This window comes from Vreelandella sp. F11 (assembly GCF_042466685.1).
In the GTDB taxonomy this organism is placed as follows: domain Bacteria; phylum Pseudomonadota; class Gammaproteobacteria; order Pseudomonadales; family Halomonadaceae; genus Vreelandella.
In genome coordinates this window covers 2,429,742-2,447,055 of sequence record NZ_CP170448.1, presented here as the reverse complement: position 1 = coordinate 2,447,055, position 17,314 = coordinate 2,429,742, and the positions used below count along the sequence as shown (strand labels likewise).

The 17,314-nt window shown below is 51.4% G+C and carries 19 protein-coding genes; 8 read left to right on the top strand and 11 right to left on the bottom strand.

The window, feature by feature from the left end:
- Positions 1-74: 74 nt before the first annotated feature.
- The 7 genes from ACFIOZ_RS11170 to ACFIOZ_RS11140 all read left to right on the top strand — a co-directional run bounded on the left by ACFIOZ_RS11170 (position 75) and on the right by ACFIOZ_RS11140 (position 10,186).
- Positions 75-1,166 carry a helix-turn-helix domain-containing protein gene (locus tag ACFIOZ_RS11170; RefSeq protein ID WP_386077505.1) on the top strand — a complete coding sequence of 364 codons (1,092 nt, stop codon included), beginning with the start codon at positions 75-77 and terminating at the stop codon, positions 1,164-1,166.
- Positions 1,141-1,629 carry a hypothetical protein gene (locus tag ACFIOZ_RS11165; RefSeq protein ID WP_386077502.1) on the top strand — a complete coding sequence of 163 codons (489 nt, stop codon included), beginning with the start codon at positions 1,141-1,143 and terminating at the stop codon, positions 1,627-1,629. Before ACFIOZ_RS11170 ends, ACFIOZ_RS11165 begins: the two co-directional genes overlap by 26 nt.
- A 41-nt stretch (positions 1,630-1,670) precedes the next feature.
- Positions 1,671-4,820, top strand: coding sequence for a type I restriction endonuclease subunit R (locus ACFIOZ_RS11160; RefSeq protein WP_386077499.1), 3,150 nt, complete (start codon positions 1,671-1,673; stop codon positions 4,818-4,820).
- The gene (locus tag ACFIOZ_RS11155) at positions 4,817-5,536 is read left to right on the top strand and encodes a M48 family metallopeptidase (protein WP_386077496.1); all 720 of its coding nucleotides are present in this window, start codon (positions 4,817-4,819) and stop codon (positions 5,534-5,536) included. The genes ACFIOZ_RS11160 and ACFIOZ_RS11155 overlap by 4 nt, the downstream gene beginning before the upstream one ends.
- A 195-nt stretch (positions 5,537-5,731) precedes the next feature.
- Positions 5,732-6,376 (top strand): hypothetical protein, encoded by a 645-nt coding sequence (locus tag ACFIOZ_RS11150; RefSeq protein ID WP_386077493.1) that lies wholly within the window; start codon positions 5,732-5,734, stop codon positions 6,374-6,376.
- A 223-nt stretch (positions 6,377-6,599) separates the two neighbouring features.
- On the top strand, positions 6,600-8,525 hold the full coding sequence (locus ACFIOZ_RS11145) for an ATP-dependent nuclease (RefSeq protein ID WP_386077491.1): 1,926 nt from the start codon (positions 6,600-6,602) through the stop codon (positions 8,523-8,525).
- Positions 8,522-10,186: a UvrD-helicase domain-containing protein gene (locus ACFIOZ_RS11140; RefSeq protein ID WP_386077488.1), complete on the top strand. Its 1,665-nt coding sequence runs from the start codon at positions 8,522-8,524 to the stop codon at positions 10,184-10,186. Before ACFIOZ_RS11145 ends, ACFIOZ_RS11140 begins: the two co-directional genes overlap by 4 nt.
- 139 nt (positions 10,187-10,325) lie before the next feature.
- Here the strand turns inward: ACFIOZ_RS11140 and ACFIOZ_RS11135 are convergent, their stop codons facing one another.
- The 5 genes from ACFIOZ_RS11135 to ACFIOZ_RS11115 form a co-directional block, all read right to left on the bottom strand.
- A complete protein-coding gene (locus ACFIOZ_RS11135; protein ID WP_386077485.1) occupies positions 10,326-10,937 on the bottom strand; it encodes a lambda exonuclease family protein in 612 nt (203 codons plus the stop codon).
- Between the two features lie 33 nt (positions 10,938-10,970).
- Positions 10,971-11,726, bottom strand: coding sequence for an ERF family protein (locus ACFIOZ_RS11130; protein ID WP_386077482.1), 756 nt, complete (start codon positions 11,724-11,726; stop codon positions 10,971-10,973).
- Between the two features lie 23 nt (positions 11,727-11,749).
- Positions 11,750-11,920 (bottom strand): hypothetical protein, encoded by a 171-nt coding sequence (locus ACFIOZ_RS11125; protein ID WP_386077480.1) that lies wholly within the window; start codon positions 11,918-11,920, stop codon positions 11,750-11,752.
- Positions 11,921-12,040: 120 nt separating this feature from the next.
- The gene (locus tag ACFIOZ_RS11120) at positions 12,041-13,009 is read right to left on the bottom strand and encodes a DUF932 domain-containing protein (protein WP_386077478.1); all 969 of its coding nucleotides are present in this window, start codon (positions 13,007-13,009) and stop codon (positions 12,041-12,043) included.
- A gap of 122 nt (positions 13,010-13,131) precedes the next feature.
- The gene (locus ACFIOZ_RS11115) at positions 13,132-13,443 is read right to left on the bottom strand and encodes a hypothetical protein (protein WP_386077476.1); all 312 of its coding nucleotides are present in this window, start codon (positions 13,441-13,443) and stop codon (positions 13,132-13,134) included.
- Between the two features lie 348 nt (positions 13,444-13,791).
- On the opposite strand from ACFIOZ_RS11115, the gene ACFIOZ_RS11110 reads away from it, so the two are divergent.
- Positions 13,792-14,109: a hypothetical protein gene (locus ACFIOZ_RS11110; protein ID WP_342583549.1), complete on the top strand. Its 318-nt coding sequence runs from the start codon at positions 13,792-13,794 to the stop codon at positions 14,107-14,109.
- Positions 14,110-14,255: 146 nt separating this feature from the next.
- Here ACFIOZ_RS11110 and ACFIOZ_RS11105 read toward each other — a convergent pair whose 3' ends face one another.
- The 6 genes from ACFIOZ_RS11105 to ACFIOZ_RS11080 form a co-directional block, all read right to left on the bottom strand.
- Positions 14,256-14,939 carry a DUF3047 domain-containing protein gene (locus tag ACFIOZ_RS11105; RefSeq protein ID WP_386077474.1) on the bottom strand — a complete coding sequence of 228 codons (684 nt, stop codon included), beginning with the start codon at positions 14,937-14,939 and terminating at the stop codon, positions 14,256-14,258.
- Positions 14,926-15,135: a zf-HC2 domain-containing protein gene (locus tag ACFIOZ_RS11100; protein ID WP_386084060.1), complete on the bottom strand. Its 210-nt coding sequence runs from the start codon at positions 15,133-15,135 to the stop codon at positions 14,926-14,928. The genes ACFIOZ_RS11105 and ACFIOZ_RS11100 overlap by 14 nt, the downstream gene beginning before the upstream one ends.
- A 130-nt stretch (positions 15,136-15,265) precedes the next feature.
- Entirely contained in the window at positions 15,266-15,736 is a 471-nt protein-coding gene (locus tag ACFIOZ_RS11095; protein ID WP_386077471.1) for a thioredoxin domain-containing protein, read from the bottom strand.
- Entirely contained in the window at positions 15,736-16,302 is a 567-nt protein-coding gene (locus ACFIOZ_RS11090; protein WP_342583546.1) for a sigma-70 family RNA polymerase sigma factor, read from the bottom strand. The genes ACFIOZ_RS11095 and ACFIOZ_RS11090 overlap by 1 nt, the downstream gene beginning before the upstream one ends.
- A gap of 61 nt (positions 16,303-16,363) precedes the next feature.
- Positions 16,364-16,672 carry an EthD family reductase gene (locus ACFIOZ_RS11085; RefSeq protein ID WP_386077469.1) on the bottom strand — a complete coding sequence of 103 codons (309 nt, stop codon included), beginning with the start codon at positions 16,670-16,672 and terminating at the stop codon, positions 16,364-16,366.
- A gap of 61 nt (positions 16,673-16,733) precedes the next feature.
- On the bottom strand, positions 16,734-17,291 hold the full coding sequence (locus ACFIOZ_RS11080) for a carboxymuconolactone decarboxylase family protein (protein WP_342583544.1): 558 nt from the start codon (positions 17,289-17,291) through the stop codon (positions 16,734-16,736).
- Positions 17,292-17,314: the final 23 nt, after the last annotated feature.

The window sequence follows — 17,314 nt, the reverse complement described above, 5'->3', positions numbered from 1 at the left end:
CCCCTTCATTAGTTGACAGGTCTTTATTTTAAATCATACTTGTCAACTCAATTCCTCTTCACTAAGGTGCCCCCATGCTGCATGATCGATTGCATCGTGCGCGTGTCCTCAAGAACATGACCCTGCAGCAGGTGGCCGACCAGCTAGGGGACATTACCAAGCAAGCTCTGTCCAAATATGAGCAGGGCAAGGACGCGCCCAACTCCACTCGCTTAATCCAGCTCGCCGATGTGCTGGGGGTGAGCCCTGAATATTTTTTCCGCCCTGACTCCGTGGCATTAGGCGCAGTCGATTTTCGCAAGCATTCCGCCTTTGGCAAACGCCAGCAGGAAGCCGTGAAAGAACAGGTTTGCGAGCATCTTGAGCGCTATTTAGCGGCGGAAAGCGTGTTTGAGACTGAACCACGCCGCCGTGGCTTTACCCAATGGCATCGCCGTTTCGCGGTAGCTAACGCTGAGGAAATCGAACAGGCGGCGGAAGCGCTGCGCCACGCCTGGAGCCTGGGGCTAAATCCCATTGCCAACCTGACCGAAACCCTGGAAGAAAACGACATCAAGGTCGTGGGCCTAAACGCCCACCAAAAGTTTGATGGCCTGTGTGCGCTGGTCAACGAGGGCGCGGATGCGGTGATTGTGAGCAACACTGACCGCCCCGGTGAACGCCAACGCTTTAACCTCGCCCATGAGCTGGGCCACCTCGTGATGGCTATGCCTGAAGCTATTCACGGTACTCGGGAAGAAGAGAACAACTGCCACCGCTTTGCCGGTGCCTTTCTGTTTCCTGCTAGCCAAGTACGCGCCATTTTCGGCGAGCACCGCAAGCGTGTGCTGTTTGACGAGTTCTTGCTGGCAAAACAAGAGTGGGGCATTTCCATTCAGGCGATTCTACGGCGGCTGCATGACCTGGGTATCATCAACCCAAACCTCTACCAAAGCACCGTCAAATACTGGTCAATGCAGGGCTACCGCTCCAGTGAGCCTAACCCCTTGCCCTCAGAAACTTCCTACCGCCTGCGGCAGCTGGTTTACCGGGCACTTGCGGAAGGGTTAGTCACTCCCTCACGAGCAGCGGAATTACTTAATATCGGCCTGGGGGATATCCAGGAGGTAATGGCCAACGGACAGACAGGTGGCGGCGCGCATGTCAGCGAAAATACTTGTCTCTGATACCAATATTTGGATTGATCTTCATCGTAGTAGCCTGCTGGAAACCGTTTTTGAACTGCCCCATCAATTCGTCACCACAGATTTTGTATGGCGAGAGCTAAGGCAACCACCCGGCCAGCAGCTGACGGATCTGGGGCTGATGATAGAAGGCTTAAGTGGCGATGAGGTGGTGTCGCTCTTTGATCTTCGCCAAACCCTGGGCAACTCTTCTCTGGCCGATGTGTCCTGCTATTTTCTGGCCAGGGAGCGACGCTGGCCGCTATTAACCGGTGACGGCGCGCTGCGCAAATCCGGTCAACAAGGCCAGCTTGAGGTGCGGGGTGTGCTCTGGATTTTGGACGAACTAGAACGCCACGCCTTGCTCTCGACGCAACAGCTCGCCGATGCGTTAGACAGCATGCTGAAGGGAGGTGCCCGATTACCGGAGACTGAATGCCGTAAACGGCTGAACCGATGGCGGTAGCATGCTAGGCTGAGCGAAAAGTACTACAAAGGATAATTACCTTGTACCAGGATGAGATCGAAAAGGTCGAACTGCCCGCCATTGCCCAGCTTCAGCAACTGGGGTGGCGTTATGTTCCTGGGGCAAGTTTATCCCCTGTGCTGCCTATTGACGGTGCCCCTTCTACCGGTGAGCGCGGCTACTATCGTGACGTAGTACTCGTCAAACAGTTAGAAGCCGCATTGCGGCGCCTGAACCCCTGGATCAGTGAAGAAAACCTGCGCAAGGTACTGCGGGAGATTACTCATCCCCACCATGCGGGCCTGATGGAGTACAACCACGCGATTTACCAACAGCTGGTGAATTATCTTTCGGTAGAGCAAGACGTGGGTAAGGGGCGCAAGGGGCAGACGGTCAAAATCATCGACTTCGACCAGCCTGAGAACAACGACTTTCACTGCACCAACCAATTCAAGATTGAAGGCCTCAATCAGAACATCATCCCGGATATCGTTTGCTTCGTGAACGGCCTGCCGTTGGCGGTAATTGAGTGCAAGTCGCCCTATATTGTCGACGCCCTAGCGCAAGGTATTGACCAGTTACGGCGCTACGCCAACCTGCGTTACCCCGAAGATGACGAAGGTGCCCAAAAGCTGTTCTGGTATAACCAACTGATGGTCTCCACCTGCCGCGACCAAGCCAGAGTAGGTACTATTAGCTCCAGCGCCCAACATTACGGCGATTGGAAAGATGCCTACCCCTTTACCGACGGGGATATCCGCCAGTTACTTGCTTCCACTCAGTTAGTCCAGACCTTACCTGCCCCCACTGCTTACCAAGTGACGGATGTGCCTTCTCCGGCTTACCTGCTAGAAGCGCAGCGCATTGCAGCGGGCCAACCGGCTCACGCAGATATCAATGCCCAAGAGCGCCTGCTGGCAGGGCTTTTCTCACCGGCTAACTTTCTCGATGTACTGCAGAACTTCACGCTGTTTGAAGCCGTGGATGGGAAGCTGATTAAGAAAATTGCCCGCTATCAGCAGTACCGTGCGGTTAACAAGGTGATTGAGCGGCTGAAAGCAGGCCAGGATCGTAAGGAAAAATCGGGGGTGGTGTGGCATACCCAAGGCTCTGGTAAATCCCTCACCATGGTCATGCTGGCTGTGAAGATGCGACGCGACCCAGAACTACAGCAGTACAAGCTGGTGTTCATCACTGACCGCACACAGCTGGATAGTCAGCTCTCTGCGACGTTCCGCGATGCTCAGAATGAAACCATTCACAATGCTGGCTCTGTTGCTCAGCTAAAAACGCTGTTGCAGCGCGATTCATCCGATATCGTCACTGCTATGGTGCAGAAGTTTCAAGATGCCGAAGCCGAGGGCGATTTCAGCGACCTGAACCCCAGCGATAAAGTGATCGTGCTGGCCGATGAAGCCCACCGCACCCAGTTCGGTAACCTCGCGGCCACCATTAACGCGGCGCTACCTAATGCCCCCAAGATTGGCTTTACCGGCACGCCGTTGCTGAAAACGCAGAAAATGAGCCAGGCGTTTGGCGGGTACATTGATCAATACAAAATTAACGAGGCCGTGGCCGATGGGGCCACGGTGCGTATTCTCTACGAAGGCCGTCAGGTGCTCACCGATGTGGTGGGCGATTCGCTGGATGCGCTTTTCGACGAGTATTTTCGCGATTACAGCGATGACGAAAAAAAAGAGATCAGGAAAAAGTACGGGGTGGAACGTGCGATACGTGAGGCACCGGCACGCATCCGCTGGGTATGCATAGACCTGCTGAAACACTACCGCGAGCACATTCATCCCAACGGCTTCAAAGCGATGATTGTGGTCGGTAGCCGCTATGCTGCCACGCTGTTCAAGAAAACCCTGGATGAGCTCGACGCTCCGCCGTCTGAAGTCATTGTTTCCGGCAGCCACAATGACCCGGCTTACTTGGCGCAGTACACCGATAAAGCACGCCAGAAACAGGTCATCAGCAACTTCACCAAGCCGTTAAGTGAAGATCCAACGGCTTTTTTGATCGTGAAAGATATGCTGTTAACCGGCTTCGATGCGCCCATTGCTCAGGCCATGTATATCGACCGCAACCTGAAAGACCACACGTTGATGCAGGCGATTGCGCGGGTTAACCGCACCTGCTCCTCACCTAACGGCAAGGGGGCAAAGCAGGCAGGCTTCATTGTCGATTACTACGGGCTATCTGATCAGCTGACCGAAGCGCTGGAGATGTTCAGTAATGAGGACGCTGAAGGCACTTACCACAGCCTGAAAGACGAGATCCCTAAGCTGAAGGCCGCCCACACAAGGGTGGCCAAGCTATTTGCAGGGGTGAAAGAGAAGGATATTGATGCCTACGTCCTTTTCCTCAAGGATGAAGACAAACGCCAGCAGTTTGAGCTGGCGTATAAAGCCTTTGCTAAACAAATGGATATCATTCTGCCTGATACCGCGGCCAAACCGTTTGTGCCTGACCTAAAATTCTGGGGCAAGGTGCAAAACGCTGCGAGAAACCGCTACCGCGACCCAGGCCTTAACCTGGCCGATGTAGGTGAAAAAGTTCGCAAGCTAGTGGAAGACCACATTATCAGCACGGGGGTAGACCCCAAGATCCCGCCAGTGGATTTAATGGATGCCAACTTCAAGCAAACCGTGGAACAAATTAAGTCCCCAGAATCTAAAGCGTCCGAGATTGAAAGCGCGATTAAGCACCACATCACCGTGAAACTGGAAGTAGACCCCGAGTATTACAAATCGCTCAGCCTGCGCCTGCGGGATATCATCGAGAAAACGGCAGGCAAGTGGGATCAGCAGCTGGAACTGCTTTCACAGATGGTCAGCACCATCAATACTGAGCATAAACACGAAGCAGATGCCCTGGGGCTGAGTGAAACCGAGTTCGCGTTCTACAACATTCTGATGGCAGAAGTGACGCACCATGCCGGGGAAGATGCCATCAGCGAAGCGGTGCATGATGAGATCAAAGCCATCAGCCAGCACCTTGTCGACATGTTTGATGAAGCCACCCAGATCGTCGACTTCTTCGATAAGCAGGATCAGGTCAAACGCATGAAAAAAGAGATCAAGCGCGCCGTTCTGGATGGCTCCTTTGCGGATAAAGCCCTGGTAACCGCAGTGCAAGACCGCTTTATGGAGCTGGCCAAAAACCGTTTTGGAAAAGCGAATCCATGACCGCCATGGCTAACCCAACCGAATACCGAGAGGCCTCGGGTTTTATTGCCGAAATCATCCGCACTAATCGCCGTAAATCGGCGGATATCCGCGTGGAAGAAGGCGCGGTCTCTATCGTAGTGCCCAGTGGCACCCCGCTAGAAAAGATCGACCAGCTGTTGGCCAGCAAGCGTCGCTGGATCAAAGAAAAAGTGGCACTACACCAGCTGGCCGCGCCTGCCAGCAGCCGCGAGTTTGTGTCCGGTGAAGCATTCCCTTACCTGGGGCGTAACTACCGCCTCAAGATAGAAACCGGCGCCTTTGCTCCAGTAAAGCTGCTACACGGCAGATTGTTAATAACGCTACCCAGCGGCCCGGAACGACCGCACATGGTACGCAACGCCCTGGTGCGCTGGTACAAACGCCAGGCTGAACAAAAAATAAATGAGAAAGTGACGCGCTTCGCCCCCGTTGTGGGGGTATCGCCTATGGGTGTAGGCATTCGCACGTTTAAATCACGTTGGGGCAGCTGCACCACCAAGGGCAAGCTTGAGTTCAACTGGCAGATCATGATGGCCCCCAATCGCATGGTGGATTACGTGGTGATGCACGAGCTTTGCCACCTGATCCGCCACGACCACTCCCTTGAGTTTTGGAATGAGCTTGGACGGGTGATGCCGGATTATCAGCAATGTCGGGATTGGTTAAGGGAAAATGCGGAGAGGGTGCGGTTTTGATGGGTTCTTTGAAGATTTACAGCCGCTCTTGTACATAACCAAGCTAGTTCTCGTGCTTGCTTATGTAACAGTAACAGCGATTTTCAGCCTAAAGCGATCATGACGGAAAAGACAGCAGGCGTGCAGATACGCTCGCTCATTGATAGGCAGAGAACTTCAACTCACTATTATTCAAATAACCTGAGGAAATGTGATTTGACCAATGAAAATACTAAAAAAATGGGATTTTGGGGCTTTATATCAGCTTGTGGTTCCGCTTTGGTGCTTTTGGGAGGTGGGGTCGTTGGGGCAGTAGCTTTCTTCGACTTAAAGCTTTTTCCGGTGGATTCCGTTGTGTCGATTACCGAGCTTCAAGCCAATTATCTTCACCGTTCGGTAGTCGAGGCCGATTACGTCGAGAAATCGAAGGTATATCAGCAATATGTGCCGAGAGAAGAGATGGAAATGATCTTAGAGGGATATATCCCTAGTGAGAGCGTTCTCACCGAGTACGTACCAAAACAACAGTATGAGTTGTTGACCCGAGAAAACAGTAGCCTTAAAGACAAACTCTATGGGATTCCGTCTCCCCTCGAACCGGTTCGGCGAGAATTAAGCCCAAGAGGTAATTGGCATGATGAGCGATTTGGGATATTCATCGAAATGAATCAGTATTATGGCTCCGAGGGTAACATTAAGGCCGTTTTCGCTCTTCAGTTGCCCGACTCAGCACTCCACGAGGAACACGTCTCTGATGAGCAGGGGAGCATACGCAGGTGGCGTTTTCATAAGGCTGGGCGAGAGTTTGAGTTATTTATGGAGCGTGTACACCCGCCCGTCTTCGTAGTGAGCGAAATTTGACGTTTCAAAGTGATTTGGAGATTGACCGTTTGGAAACAACCTTACAGCTTCCAAACGGCGGTTCAACTTGGGCTTTAAATAAGTTTTACAAGGTTCAACCTCACCCCTAGAGTGTCAGACTAACAAGAAGGGTAAATACGACTATCTGAACTTAAAAGGCCGCTGAATGAAAGTTCAGCGTTAGATCAAAATCTGAACAAAACTAATAGAATCAAAAATTTATATGAATCTTCAGTCAATTCGCTTGTCGAACTTCCAGTCCTTTGGAGCACATCCTATTGAGCTCGGGCTGGAAGAAATGACCTACCTGATTGGCCCCAACGGCTCAGGCAAGACAGCTGCGCTCCAGGCGCTTTGCCGCCTGTTTGCATTTGATCCATCCTTACGCCGAATCCTAAGGTCTGATTTTCACGTTTCCTTAGATGAGGAGGATGTGCCGGAAGAACGTCAGCTCTGGATAGAAGCCGATTTCCTATTTCCAGAGCTGGCGAAAGATGAAGACAACAGCACCGTTGCTCCTCACTTTGGCCACATGCGCCTCGACGAAGAAGACGGCATACCGCGTGTGCGTTTTCGTCTCAGTGCAAACATGGGGCAGGATGGCGATATTGAAGAAACCTTGGTTTATGTTTTGGAGATTGATGCAGATGGTTCACCGCTCAACACAGCACAAGTGCCCCGATCTGAGCGCAACCATATTCATGTCCACTACCTTCCAGCCCGCCGTGATCCAGCCGACCACATTGCCTACGGTGCCAATGCGCTGCTCGGGCGCATGTTGCGTGCAGTGAACTGGGATGCGGAGCGCGACGCTATAAAAGATCTCACCGACCAAATCAGCGACAGTCTCGCGTCAAACCCATCGATTAATGCATTCAGCATAAGCTTGAGAGAAGCATGGGGCGCTTTGCACAAAGGCAGTTTTTTTACTGATCCAAAGATCACTTTTGTGGCCTCTGAGGTTGAAGCCCTGTTGAGACATATGTCGGTTTCTTTTTCGCCGGGGCATGATGAACAGTTAGTGGACTTCTCACGCCTGAGCGACGGCCAGAAATCGATGCTATATCTGTCCCTCGTACTTTCGTCACAGGCCATTGGTCGTGCCGTGCTGGCTGAAAAAGACACATCATTCAATGCCGACAAGTTGCGCCCGCCTGTCTTTACGCTGATCGCAATCGAAGAGCCGGAGAACAGCCTTTCACCCCATTACCTAGGACGAATCGTTAATGCCCTAAACATGATGACTGGTAACGGCGACGCTCAGGCCCTAATTGCCACTCATGCCCCGTCGATGCTGCGACGCGTTGCTCCCGAACGGATTCGATATCTGCGCCTGACTGAGGGAAGAACTTCGCGTGTTACCCATATTCAGTTGCCCGACACCATGGACGAAGCTCACAAGTTTGTACGTGAGGCCGTGCAGGCCTTTCCGGAAATATATTTCTCTCGCCTTGTGGTATTGGGAGAAGGCGACAGCGAAGAAATTGTGCTTCCACGACTACTTCAGGCCAAAGGTGCTCCAGTCGACGAGTCTGCTGTATCGATAGCCCCCTTAGGCGGCCGGCACGTCAATCACTTTTGGCGATTACTTTCTACTTTACAGATTCCCTATCTGACCCTTCTTGATCTAGATGTCGCACGCCACCAAGCTGGATGGGGGAGAATCAAATACGTGAATGACCAACTGAGAAAAATTGATCCCAACAAAGTACTTCCCACTGAATGGCAGATTTCAAAGTGGGATGATGACGAGATACTTCTCCGCACTCATCATTTTTTTGGTGGAGAAAAGATAGACCTTTTCAAAGCACTTCAAGCAAAAGAGGTCTTTTTTTCCTCTCCGTTAGATCTCGATTTTGCGATGCTCCTCGCCTACCCGACCGCCTATGGCGTAGTAAGAGAAACACCTGATGAGTCAACGGTCAGGGCTGTCCTCGGAAAAAGCCACCATAACGCAAGCCAATATAGCGAGGACGAACTGAAGTTGTTTAGCACTTACCACCGCAGCTTCAAGCTTGGCAGCAAACCGGCAGCGCATATTGATGCACTCGCCAAGCTCAGTGATGAAGATCTGCTCGCAAACATGCCTGAATCTTTTGGGCGCTTGGCTGATGCTGTGATCGCCAAGCTTGCAGGGCTGCCTGAGTGATAACCGTCAATACATGGCAGCCCGCAGATGGGCTTACACTTGAACCGAATGCTCTCCGTGCGGCAAAGGAACAAGTGCACTGCCTGGCGCTAACGGCAGGTCCTGGTGCAGGTAAGACCGAAATGCTTGCGCAGCGGGCAGACTTCCTGCTGCGTACGGGCACTTGCCGCTATCCCAAACGAATTTTGGCTATCTCGTTCAAGGTCGACGCCAGCAGCAATCTGAAGGAGCGAGTAAGACGCCGCTGTGGTTCTGAGCTGGCATCGCGATTTGACAGCTATACCTTCCACGCTTTCGCTAAACGTATCATCGATCGATTCAGGCCAGTGCTAACGGGTGAATATACGCTGGATGTTGGATACAAAATCGCTGATCGAAAACAAGGGCCTTCGCGCAGCTTGATTGAGTTTGCCGACTTGGTTCCTCTGGCTATTCAGATTCTAAGGAAATCAAAAGTCGCACGTAACGCTATCCGCCAGACCTACAGTGATGTATTTCTGGATGAGTTTCAGGACTGCACCAATTTACAGTACGAACTTCTAAAGCTCGCTTTTCAAGAGACCAGCATTCGCCTAACTGCAGTGGGCGATACCAAGCAAAAGATCATGGGCTGGGCGGGAGCCTTGGATGGAATTTTCCAAACTTTCGCTGCCGATTTCGCTGCGGTACCGCTCAATATGTACCGCAACTTTCGTTCAAAGCCACGCTTGCTGCGTCTGCAGAACGAAATAATTCGGAAACTCGATCCTATGTCCGTCATGCCCGATGATCAGCTTGCTGGCGATGAGGGCGAGGTATTCGCTTGGCACTTCGAGAATAGCCATACAGAGGCGGAGTATCTGGCGGCCTTGATTGAGGGGTGGATATCGACCGAACTACTGCCTCCAGCAGAAATCGCGATTCTCATTTCCAAACAGCTTGATCTTTACGCCGACCATCTCATGGCAGCACTAGAGGCACGTGGCATCCCTTACCGCAATGAGCAGCAGATGCAGGACATCACGGTCGAGCCCGCCGCCCGATTAGTTGTGGATTACCTGTCTTGCCTCTACGGCCAGCGCGAGCCAAAAGCCTGGATTCGGCTGATGAATCAGTTGGCTCCCTTCGCAGATGAGGACATCCAATCGAATGTACGCAAGGATCTAGATCGACTGATCAAGCAACAACGGAAAGAGACAGCCAGCGCTGACCTGATTGCAGAGCCTTTTTCTGGGTGGTGGGAGTTTGTGCGAGCCTTCTTGAAGCAAATCAGTATCAAAACCCTCGTAGCGCTGTCACCGGACTATGAATCCCCTGGTCGCCTCAAAGAGGTCGTGCAAAACACTAAGATGTATATCGAAGAGTTGCTCAAACTGGAACCCGATTTACCTAAAGCACTTGAACGTTTTTCAGACGATCAAGCAGTACGCATCCTGACTATACACAAGAGCAAAGGCCTTGAATTCGATTCGGTCATCATCATGGCCGTTGAGAACGAAATCTTCTTTGGAAATCAAGCTGAAAACCGTTGCGCATATTTTGTCGGAGTTTCACGAGCTAAGAAGCGGCTGATTCTTACCCACGCTGATCAAAGGGAACGGCCAGCTGGTGCTAAGCGATGGGACGTTAGCCGCTCTCCTCAAAATGAATATTTTAATTACGCCATACCGTTTTTGAGGTAACAACGATAACTAAAGTGCTAAACAGGGTTTAAGTTTGTAATGGGGTAATGGTTGACTCCAAAAAATAAAAAACGCCTGGGAGGTAGCCCCGGCGTCTATACCGTTAATGATCGATTGGTGTATCTATGTGATGGTCGTGTCACGCTGCCATTACTTGACTCATGCGCCGCTCCATTTCTTCATGAAAGGCCTCCACCCGCTCCGCAATTCTGCGAATAATGATGTCGTCGCGGTAGGCACGCTTGATGAACAGCGGCATGCCTGGCCAATAGCTCACAAAGTCGATCCATTCCCGCTCGCTGACCCATAGTCCTCCCTGGCACTGGGGTATGTGCTCATCGGGTATTTCGCCGCTGAGCAGCACCTCAATCTGGAACTTGGGCAGCTTGGTTTTGATTTCCAGCAGACCGTTAGCGCCTACCAAGCTGTCAGGTGAGTAGCCCACCCCGTGATTTAGGATCAGGCCCACTTCCTGTGGTTCGGGTTCGCCGGTAGCATCGCAATAAAGTGCACGTGCCACGCCTTCCAGCTCATGACCACGGCGGGTATGTGCATTGCCTTGAAACGGCTCGGCCAGTTCCCCGGTAATTCGCTCACCGATCAACTGGTGCATGTAGGTAATCGCCCCGGTACCCAACCCGCCTGGGCCTTTACCCTTCACCAGTAAGACCTTGAGCTCCGACATGGTGACGCAACCTAGCCGCGCTGCCAGCCACTCTGGGGTGCCTTGCTCCATACTAAGCACTTGCATGAAAGCCTCCTGTCATAAGGGGTAGAGTGTGGATTACTTAACCGCCCGCTTAGAAAGTGAGACGCGTAGCTTGTCGAAGTCAGTCTGAGGTACTTGCACGGCTGAACCGTATTTACCACTGAACCATTCCTGGGTCGTGGCGGGGCACTGGCTAATCAGTCGCTGGATCTGTCCCGCCTGAAAGGGCGTTACTAGCTTGATAGCGGATTTAGTACTGGATTTACCGTTGTCGTCCTGGCCCCGTGTGGTGATGTTGAGTAGGGCGCAGAGTACATAACGCTTGCCGTAGCTGGTGGAAGAGCCAAACGCCTGCACAGCGTTTTTGTTACCGCTCATATCGGCAGGCAGCAGCATGCTGGTTTCTTCACGGTGGCCATCCTTATGCATCAGCACACCGATCACCTCAATACCGCGTTCCTGTGTCTGAATCCGAAAGCTCACCGCAAAGCCGTGTTTCTGCATGATGGGGCGCACGGTATCGACGATATCTTCCAGCGTGGCATAGCAGCCGTTATTGGTTTGCCCGCGTTCTTCAATGCTGGGCAGTTCGGTCTGCATGGCCGCCATAGCAGCGCTATAAGCCATCATGGCCTGTCGATCCATGACCCGTTCCTGCATCTGTAGCAAGCGCTCCATTTTGTCGATATCGACGTCCGGGTTGAGCGCAGCGCGTTCAATCACCTGAATAATGGCAGTGCTCTCCGCAAGGTGGGGAGCGGGTACTGCGGGAACAGCCTGTAAAGAGGATGCAGACGTCTCGTGATTTACCACATTAGTTTTGGTTGCCATGAAAAGGCTCCTTCAATAGAGGGTTAAAAATCGGCGGGAAGCTCGCTGGGAGGGACGGGGCATAGGTGCAGCTCGGTGCGATACAGCTGTCCTTTTGCCATTACGTAGGTTTCGGCATAGGTTTGATCTTGGGTGAGCAGTCGTTCCGTCAGTTGAGTTAAGGCGATATCTAGATCGGGACTGAGAGAGGCCATGGTGTGCTCCACGTAAAAGCAAAAAGCCCAGCCTGTTAGGGGCTGGACTTATCGCGCTATCCAATGAGGGGTAAGACAAAAACCAAGAAAATCAGCACTAAAATGATCAGAAACAGCATGTCAGCTCACCAGGACAAGGGCCGTTTGTAGCGCCTCTTGCTTCAGCTGCGCCCCTTGGCCAAACCACGCGGAATCCAGACGGGTATCGTTACTACGCGCGCGCTTATCGTGATCCACGTACTCGGTAACGGCATTGAGCAGACCCCACGCAGTATCCTTGGCAGTGTCGAGGTGCGAACCGCGACCTTCGCCGTGGTAGAGCTTCTGAACCTTGTTGAGTGCCCGGTAGTTAGGCAGCTTGGAAGGGTCATCTATCGGCTTATCAATACCGCAGAGCACCGACTGGAAATACTGCTGTGCCTCACGATGGTCGATCTTACGTTCCGCTAACGCCTTCATGCGGTACATGAAGTCATTCCACTGGGAAACGGAAATACCCAGCTGGCTTTTTACCGCACGAGGATCGAACTCTGACCGGTGGGGTACCTTCACTGCCTGCGACGTGCCATCCACCGCAATCTGCAGCGTATTGTTGCACACCACTCGCACCGTGGTGGGTGTCGCCATGGTGGCTAGCGTGCCATCACAGGACGTTGCCAATAGCAGGTAGTCGTTGACCTCATCCTGGCCTTTCAGTGAGGTGCTTAAGCCGCTGCGCGCCAAGGCCCAGAACTTACGACCGCCTTTCAGGACGCCAGCGGTTTCCAGTTCATACCCGGCGTATTCCGTCAGATCGCGGTAAAACTCCAGAATTTCTTCGGGCTGCACCACCTTATAACGCTGGGATACGACCGATAGTGGCGCTTTGGTATCCGAGCGGTAGAGCACTTTTTGCTCGGGGAACGAGTGAATACTGCCCAAGTGGCTGGCACCCTCCGCAATAAAACGCACCGGGGCTTCTTCAATGTGCCAGTTCATACCGGCCTGTTGTTGCCAAACCTCTAACGGTTGTTGACGGGATAGCTGCTGTCCCAGGCCGTGCCAAGGGGTAGCGCCGACGTAAGCCATTTGTTCAATGAGGTGGGCCATGGTGAAAACTCCTAGCAATAAAAAAGCGCTGACGTTAATCGCCAGCGCTTTATGGTTGGAAAGTTAGGGGTAAGTCGATTAGTGGTGACGCATTAACGAGGTGAAGTGTAGGAGTGGGGTAATTACCGGAAGGTATGACCGCACGATACGCACAGCCAGGGCGTTCCTTCACCGGGTGGCAGCTTCTGTGTGAAAAATAACGCTGCGGCACGCGAGCCTGCCTGACTGCCGGAAACAGCGCCCACCACAGCAGCGGGTAGTTTGGCTAACGGGAAGCGAAAGGTAGCCATCGTTAACGGGGACGTTAGGTGAGAAGAAGCACGCCACGCCCCAATGGCTCCACCCACAAGGCTGCTGCCCACCGTGCCGATGCGTTGGGCTGTTTCAAGGTTAAGCGTGCGAACGGCTGCACAGCGTAGGCAAGGCGGGGACATAAATAATACTCCTATAGGCGTCAAAGTGATCCCGTGTGCAGGATTCATAGGAGTGATATAGATCTGTATTTTTTTGGCTTCGACCTTTGAGTGATTGTTAACAGTGATTTAAGTACATAGAAACCTATGGATAGGTACATTTTGGTGTATTTTTGGTTTGGAAAACTTGATTTACTATATTCACTGGCATCCATCCCTAATTCTTTTTATATAAATATTTTTATTTTAAGAACAATGTAAGGAACTCCCCGCCAAGCGCACTATTGAGAGTAATTAAAATTGCTGCTTAAAGAACATAATTATGGTTTTTTTGAAATTAGCAGCTATCTCAACAGAGAGGAGAGTGTCATGTTGAAAATTAATCAGATGAAAAGAATGTGCGCGTTAGGTCTTTGTCTTAGCATCCTTGCAAGCCCGCTTGCGATCGCTAATAACTCGATTGAGGTAAACAAAGACCGCTCTGCGGGGCATGGTGTCATTATGAAGCCGCAGTCTCACGCTGTGCAGGGAGTAGCTTTATTTACAAAAAATGATCTTTTATATGATAAAGGAGATCGTCAAACAGATCAGCAGTTTATGGTCGACAAAAAAAATAAAACTATCAAAAAGGTTAACTTATCCCCAGCTGATTTGGTGGGGCAAGGTAACGGAAATACTCATTGGTAGTAATGCATGTTAATAAGGTCTGGGCTATTGATTTATAGCCCAGATCTTTAATCTAATCGTATAAATAAAAACTCTATAAAAGAGCTTTAATAATGTCTTAATTTTGAGGTGCGAAAGGGTTGAGGCTTTTATGCCAGTTTATACATTTACTGTGGGCAGGTAGGAGCATCTTTTGAGCTTGAAAAACCTAAATGGGTAAACCAAGCCGTTGCGTTACCTCCCGCATTATCACCATCGCTCATTAAGGCAATGCCATTAATATAGCTGGGGGAGTTGCTAAAGAGTTCTGCGAAGTCGGCACGTACATCGCGCACCTCAGCTATCCAATCACCAACACGCTGCTCCCCACTTTGTAGGGCTATTAGCTGCGCCCGCTGCGTAAAGGCGTTGGGCCAGGTAGCACCTTGGGGCTGGGTAGACGCCCACACATAGTTCACCGACTCCACCTGCCAAGGCAAGAGCCCCGTTTTATGCGCAACATAAACGCGAGCGGGGTAGTCATCGCCAGCTTTAGTGGTTTCGTCCAGCCCCGGGTAGGTGTTACTTACTTGCCAGCACCAGTGCAGGTAGGGCGTTTCATTTAGATCAATATCACGTTCAAGGTAGCGGGCAGACGCTTGTCCCTGGGATTTGGCTTCCAGCACCCGACGGCCTGACTTCTCAACGATACTGTACAGTGTATCGCCTTCAAAGCTTCGAGTGGGCCATGTCATGATTTGGTTAGGGGTGAAATGTACTTCCTGGGCGATTGCCGCACCCACAAGAAACGGTGAACTGCATAAACCAGCTCCTATCATCAAGACCGCATTTATACGGTTAAGGCGAGCCATGACGGTCACCTTTATCGTTTGATGCGCGAGGTATGTCGGGATGATGGCGGCCGATTTTATGTAACAGGTCAAATTGGCGGGCACAGGTACGGCAGGCTCCGCACATCGAGAGATGAAATCGTAGTGCGGTGCTTTCACGAAAGGTGAGCGCTCTATCTTGTTTGAGCGACATTAAACGCGTTGCTTCTCGGCACATTATCATAGCGTAACCCTCTCACGAGTATTGGTCGGCGTGCAGTCATCGCCTAACGTTCGGTGCCTTTGAAACTAAATTCCTTACAAATTGAGGCATTGACACAATTTGTAATACAGATATTCAAACAGTCCTAGCGGCTTGATGCGTTCAGCTGTTCGAATGAGTCGCGTAGCGCGTTAACACTCGTGACCCCCTGTATGGTTTTTTGGCGTTGTCCTTGAGCGTCAAATAGCAATATCGTGACATGACCGACACCTTGCTGACTGGCGAATTCAGCCCCTTTTGTAGTATTGATATCCGCAATGCGCCAAGCCGGTGGAGCTTCCATTTCAGCGAGTGCTGTTTCAGCATTGGCCTTTAAACGCTGACAAAGAGGACAGCTATGATCATGAACTTGAACCGCTACCGGCGTGCCGCTGCCAATAACGCTAAGATCCGATTCTGCCCGTGCGGTGTGTTCGTTAGCGATTAACCAGGCCACCGGAACGGCTAGAAACGCCAGTGCAATGAGTGATTTCTTAACCAGGGCTGTTATTTTTTTAGGTGGTTTACTAGATGCTTTCTTTTGACGGGAAGAGGGTGTTTTTCGCTGTTTGTTCATTAGGTTAACCAGCCTTTTTCAATACAATCACGCAGCCGTAAGCGTGCACGGTGCAATATGACCCAACAATTTGCATCGCTAAGCGTTAATGCTTCACAAATCTCCTGGGTGGTCAGCCCCATTAACTCACGCATAGTGAATACCTGGGCAATATTCTCAGGCAGTACCATCAAGCAGGTGTCGAGTAAACGCCAAAACGCTGCGTTTTCGAGTACTTGGTCGGGTTCACCCCAAGGGGTGGGTTTGCTGGCGGCTTGCCAACGCCCATTTTCTTTAAATAGGTTTTCAAACGAGTCTTCATCGCTCAGCTCATCATCTTGCCAAGAGAGGTAGCGACGTTCATAACGAAATCGCTCAAGAATTTTATTTTTTAAAATACCAAATACCCAGGTTTCGAAAGCCGAACGTCCCGAGAAAGATTGGTGCTTTTCTAATGCGACGATCAAAGTATCCTGCACTGTATCTTCAGCAGCGGCGCTGTCTCGTAACTGTAAGCGTGCGAAGGCGACAAGCTTGGGCCGCAGGGCAGCAATGTGGACTTCAATAGATTCCATGTCGGTCGTCACGGCAGCGTCCTCATGGGCAAATTGGGGTCATAATAATCACCATTCATCATTACATACCGGCCTAGTTGGGCGTATCAATGACTTCGTTCACCTGCAACAAGGGTTCGGCATTGGTGAAATTGGCAATATCGGCAAGCAACTGGTCACCAACAGCGGCAAACGCAGACTCGAAGCATTTGGCCGAGTCAAACCCTAGGTGCGCGACCAAATGGTAGGGGGATTGAGGGTCGAGACGACGGTGTACGCGGAGATAGCGTAATCCATGCTCGCTTAATAAGTCATTGACCAATGCAGCATGGGTTTCAAGGTAATAGGCATCATCAAATTTGAGGGTGCCAGAATCGGGGTAAGCGACCATAACGTCGATCATCATGTTCTCCTAATATAAAAATGGGCCCGTGACCGCAACGACGGCCACAGGTTAATAGGTTTTATGACGCAGGCGCTTCCCAAGCTAAAGGCTTGAGCTCCTCATTGAGCGGTGTGCCCGCCACATGGTTGGTGTAGTTGGAAAGGGTTTTAAGGGCGCAAGCGATAACCAGCTCAAGCACCTGTTGCTGAGTGAAACCTGCCTCAAGAAATGCATTTAACTCGGTTTGCTCAGCCCAGCCGCGCTGGGCGTTCAAATGGCGGGCAAAGCGAGTCACTGCAGCTAGTTTGGCATCATTAGGTGTGTTTCGAGCGCGTAAATCCTTGATGACTTCGTCATCGGCACCGGCTTTCTTTATGCCTCCGGTATGTGCTGCCACGCAGAATTCGCAGCGGTTATCCGCGCTAATGGCAAGCAGAGCCGCTTGCTGTTCAACAGGGCTAAGGCTGGTTTTGGCAAAAATGCCGTCAAGGGTTAGATAAGCTTCGAGTAGCGTCGGTGCTTCCGCCATTTTGGCAAAGATATTAGGCAGAAAGCCCATCTTTTTTTCAGCGGCCTGAAGGTTCGCTTGAGCCTCTTTAGGTGCACTCTGAGTGGTATGTAGCGGAAAATCAGTCATTTCAAACTCCCTCTGATTAAAAA

What these genes read in the sequence shown, in the direction of transcription:
- ACFIOZ_RS11170 (WP_386077505.1), top strand. Translation starts at nt 75, where the DNA reads ATGCTGCATGATCGATTGCATCGTGCGCGTGTCCTCAAGAACATGACC.
- ACFIOZ_RS11165 (WP_386077502.1), top strand. Translation starts at nt 1,141, where the DNA reads ATGTCAGCGAAAATACTTGTCTCTGATACCAATATTTGGATTGATCTT.
- ACFIOZ_RS11155 (WP_386077496.1), top strand. Translation starts at nt 4,817, where the DNA reads ATGACCGCCATGGCTAACCCAACCGAATACCGAGAGGCCTCGGGTTTT.
- ACFIOZ_RS11145 (WP_386077491.1), top strand. Translation starts at nt 6,600, where the DNA reads ATGAATCTTCAGTCAATTCGCTTGTCGAACTTCCAGTCCTTTGGAGCA.
- ACFIOZ_RS11135 (WP_386077485.1), bottom strand. Translation starts at nt 10,937, where the DNA reads ATGCAAGTGCTTAGTATGGAGCAAGGCACCCCAGAGTGGCTGGCAGCG.
- ACFIOZ_RS11130 (WP_386077482.1), bottom strand. Translation starts at nt 11,726, where the DNA reads ATGGCAACCAAAACTAATGTGGTAAATCACGAGACGTCTGCATCCTCT.
- ACFIOZ_RS11125 (WP_386077480.1), bottom strand. Translation starts at nt 11,920, where the DNA reads ATGGCCTCTCTCAGTCCCGATCTAGATATCGCCTTAACTCAACTGACG.
- ACFIOZ_RS11120 (WP_386077478.1), bottom strand. Translation starts at nt 13,009, where the DNA reads ATGGCCCACCTCATTGAACAAATGGCTTACGTCGGCGCTACCCCTTGG.
- ACFIOZ_RS11115 (WP_386077476.1), bottom strand. Translation starts at nt 13,443, where the DNA reads ATGTCCCCGCCTTGCCTACGCTGTGCAGCCGTTCGCACGCTTAACCTT.
- ACFIOZ_RS11110 (WP_342583549.1), top strand. Translation starts at nt 13,792, where the DNA reads ATGTTGAAAATTAATCAGATGAAAAGAATGTGCGCGTTAGGTCTTTGT.
- ACFIOZ_RS11105 (WP_386077474.1), bottom strand. Translation starts at nt 14,939, where the DNA reads ATGGCTCGCCTTAACCGTATAAATGCGGTCTTGATGATAGGAGCTGGT.
- ACFIOZ_RS11100 (WP_386084060.1), bottom strand. Translation starts at nt 15,135, where the DNA reads ATGTGCCGAGAAGCAACGCGTTTAATGTCGCTCAAACAAGATAGAGCG.
- ACFIOZ_RS11095 (WP_386077471.1), bottom strand. Translation starts at nt 15,736, where the DNA reads ATGAACAAACAGCGAAAAACACCCTCTTCCCGTCAAAAGAAAGCATCT.
- ACFIOZ_RS11085 (WP_386077469.1), bottom strand. Translation starts at nt 16,672, where the DNA reads ATGATCGACGTTATGGTCGCTTACCCCGATTCTGGCACCCTCAAATTT.
- ACFIOZ_RS11080 (WP_342583544.1), bottom strand. Translation starts at nt 17,291, where the DNA reads ATGACTGATTTTCCGCTACATACCACTCAGAGTGCACCTAAAGAGGCT.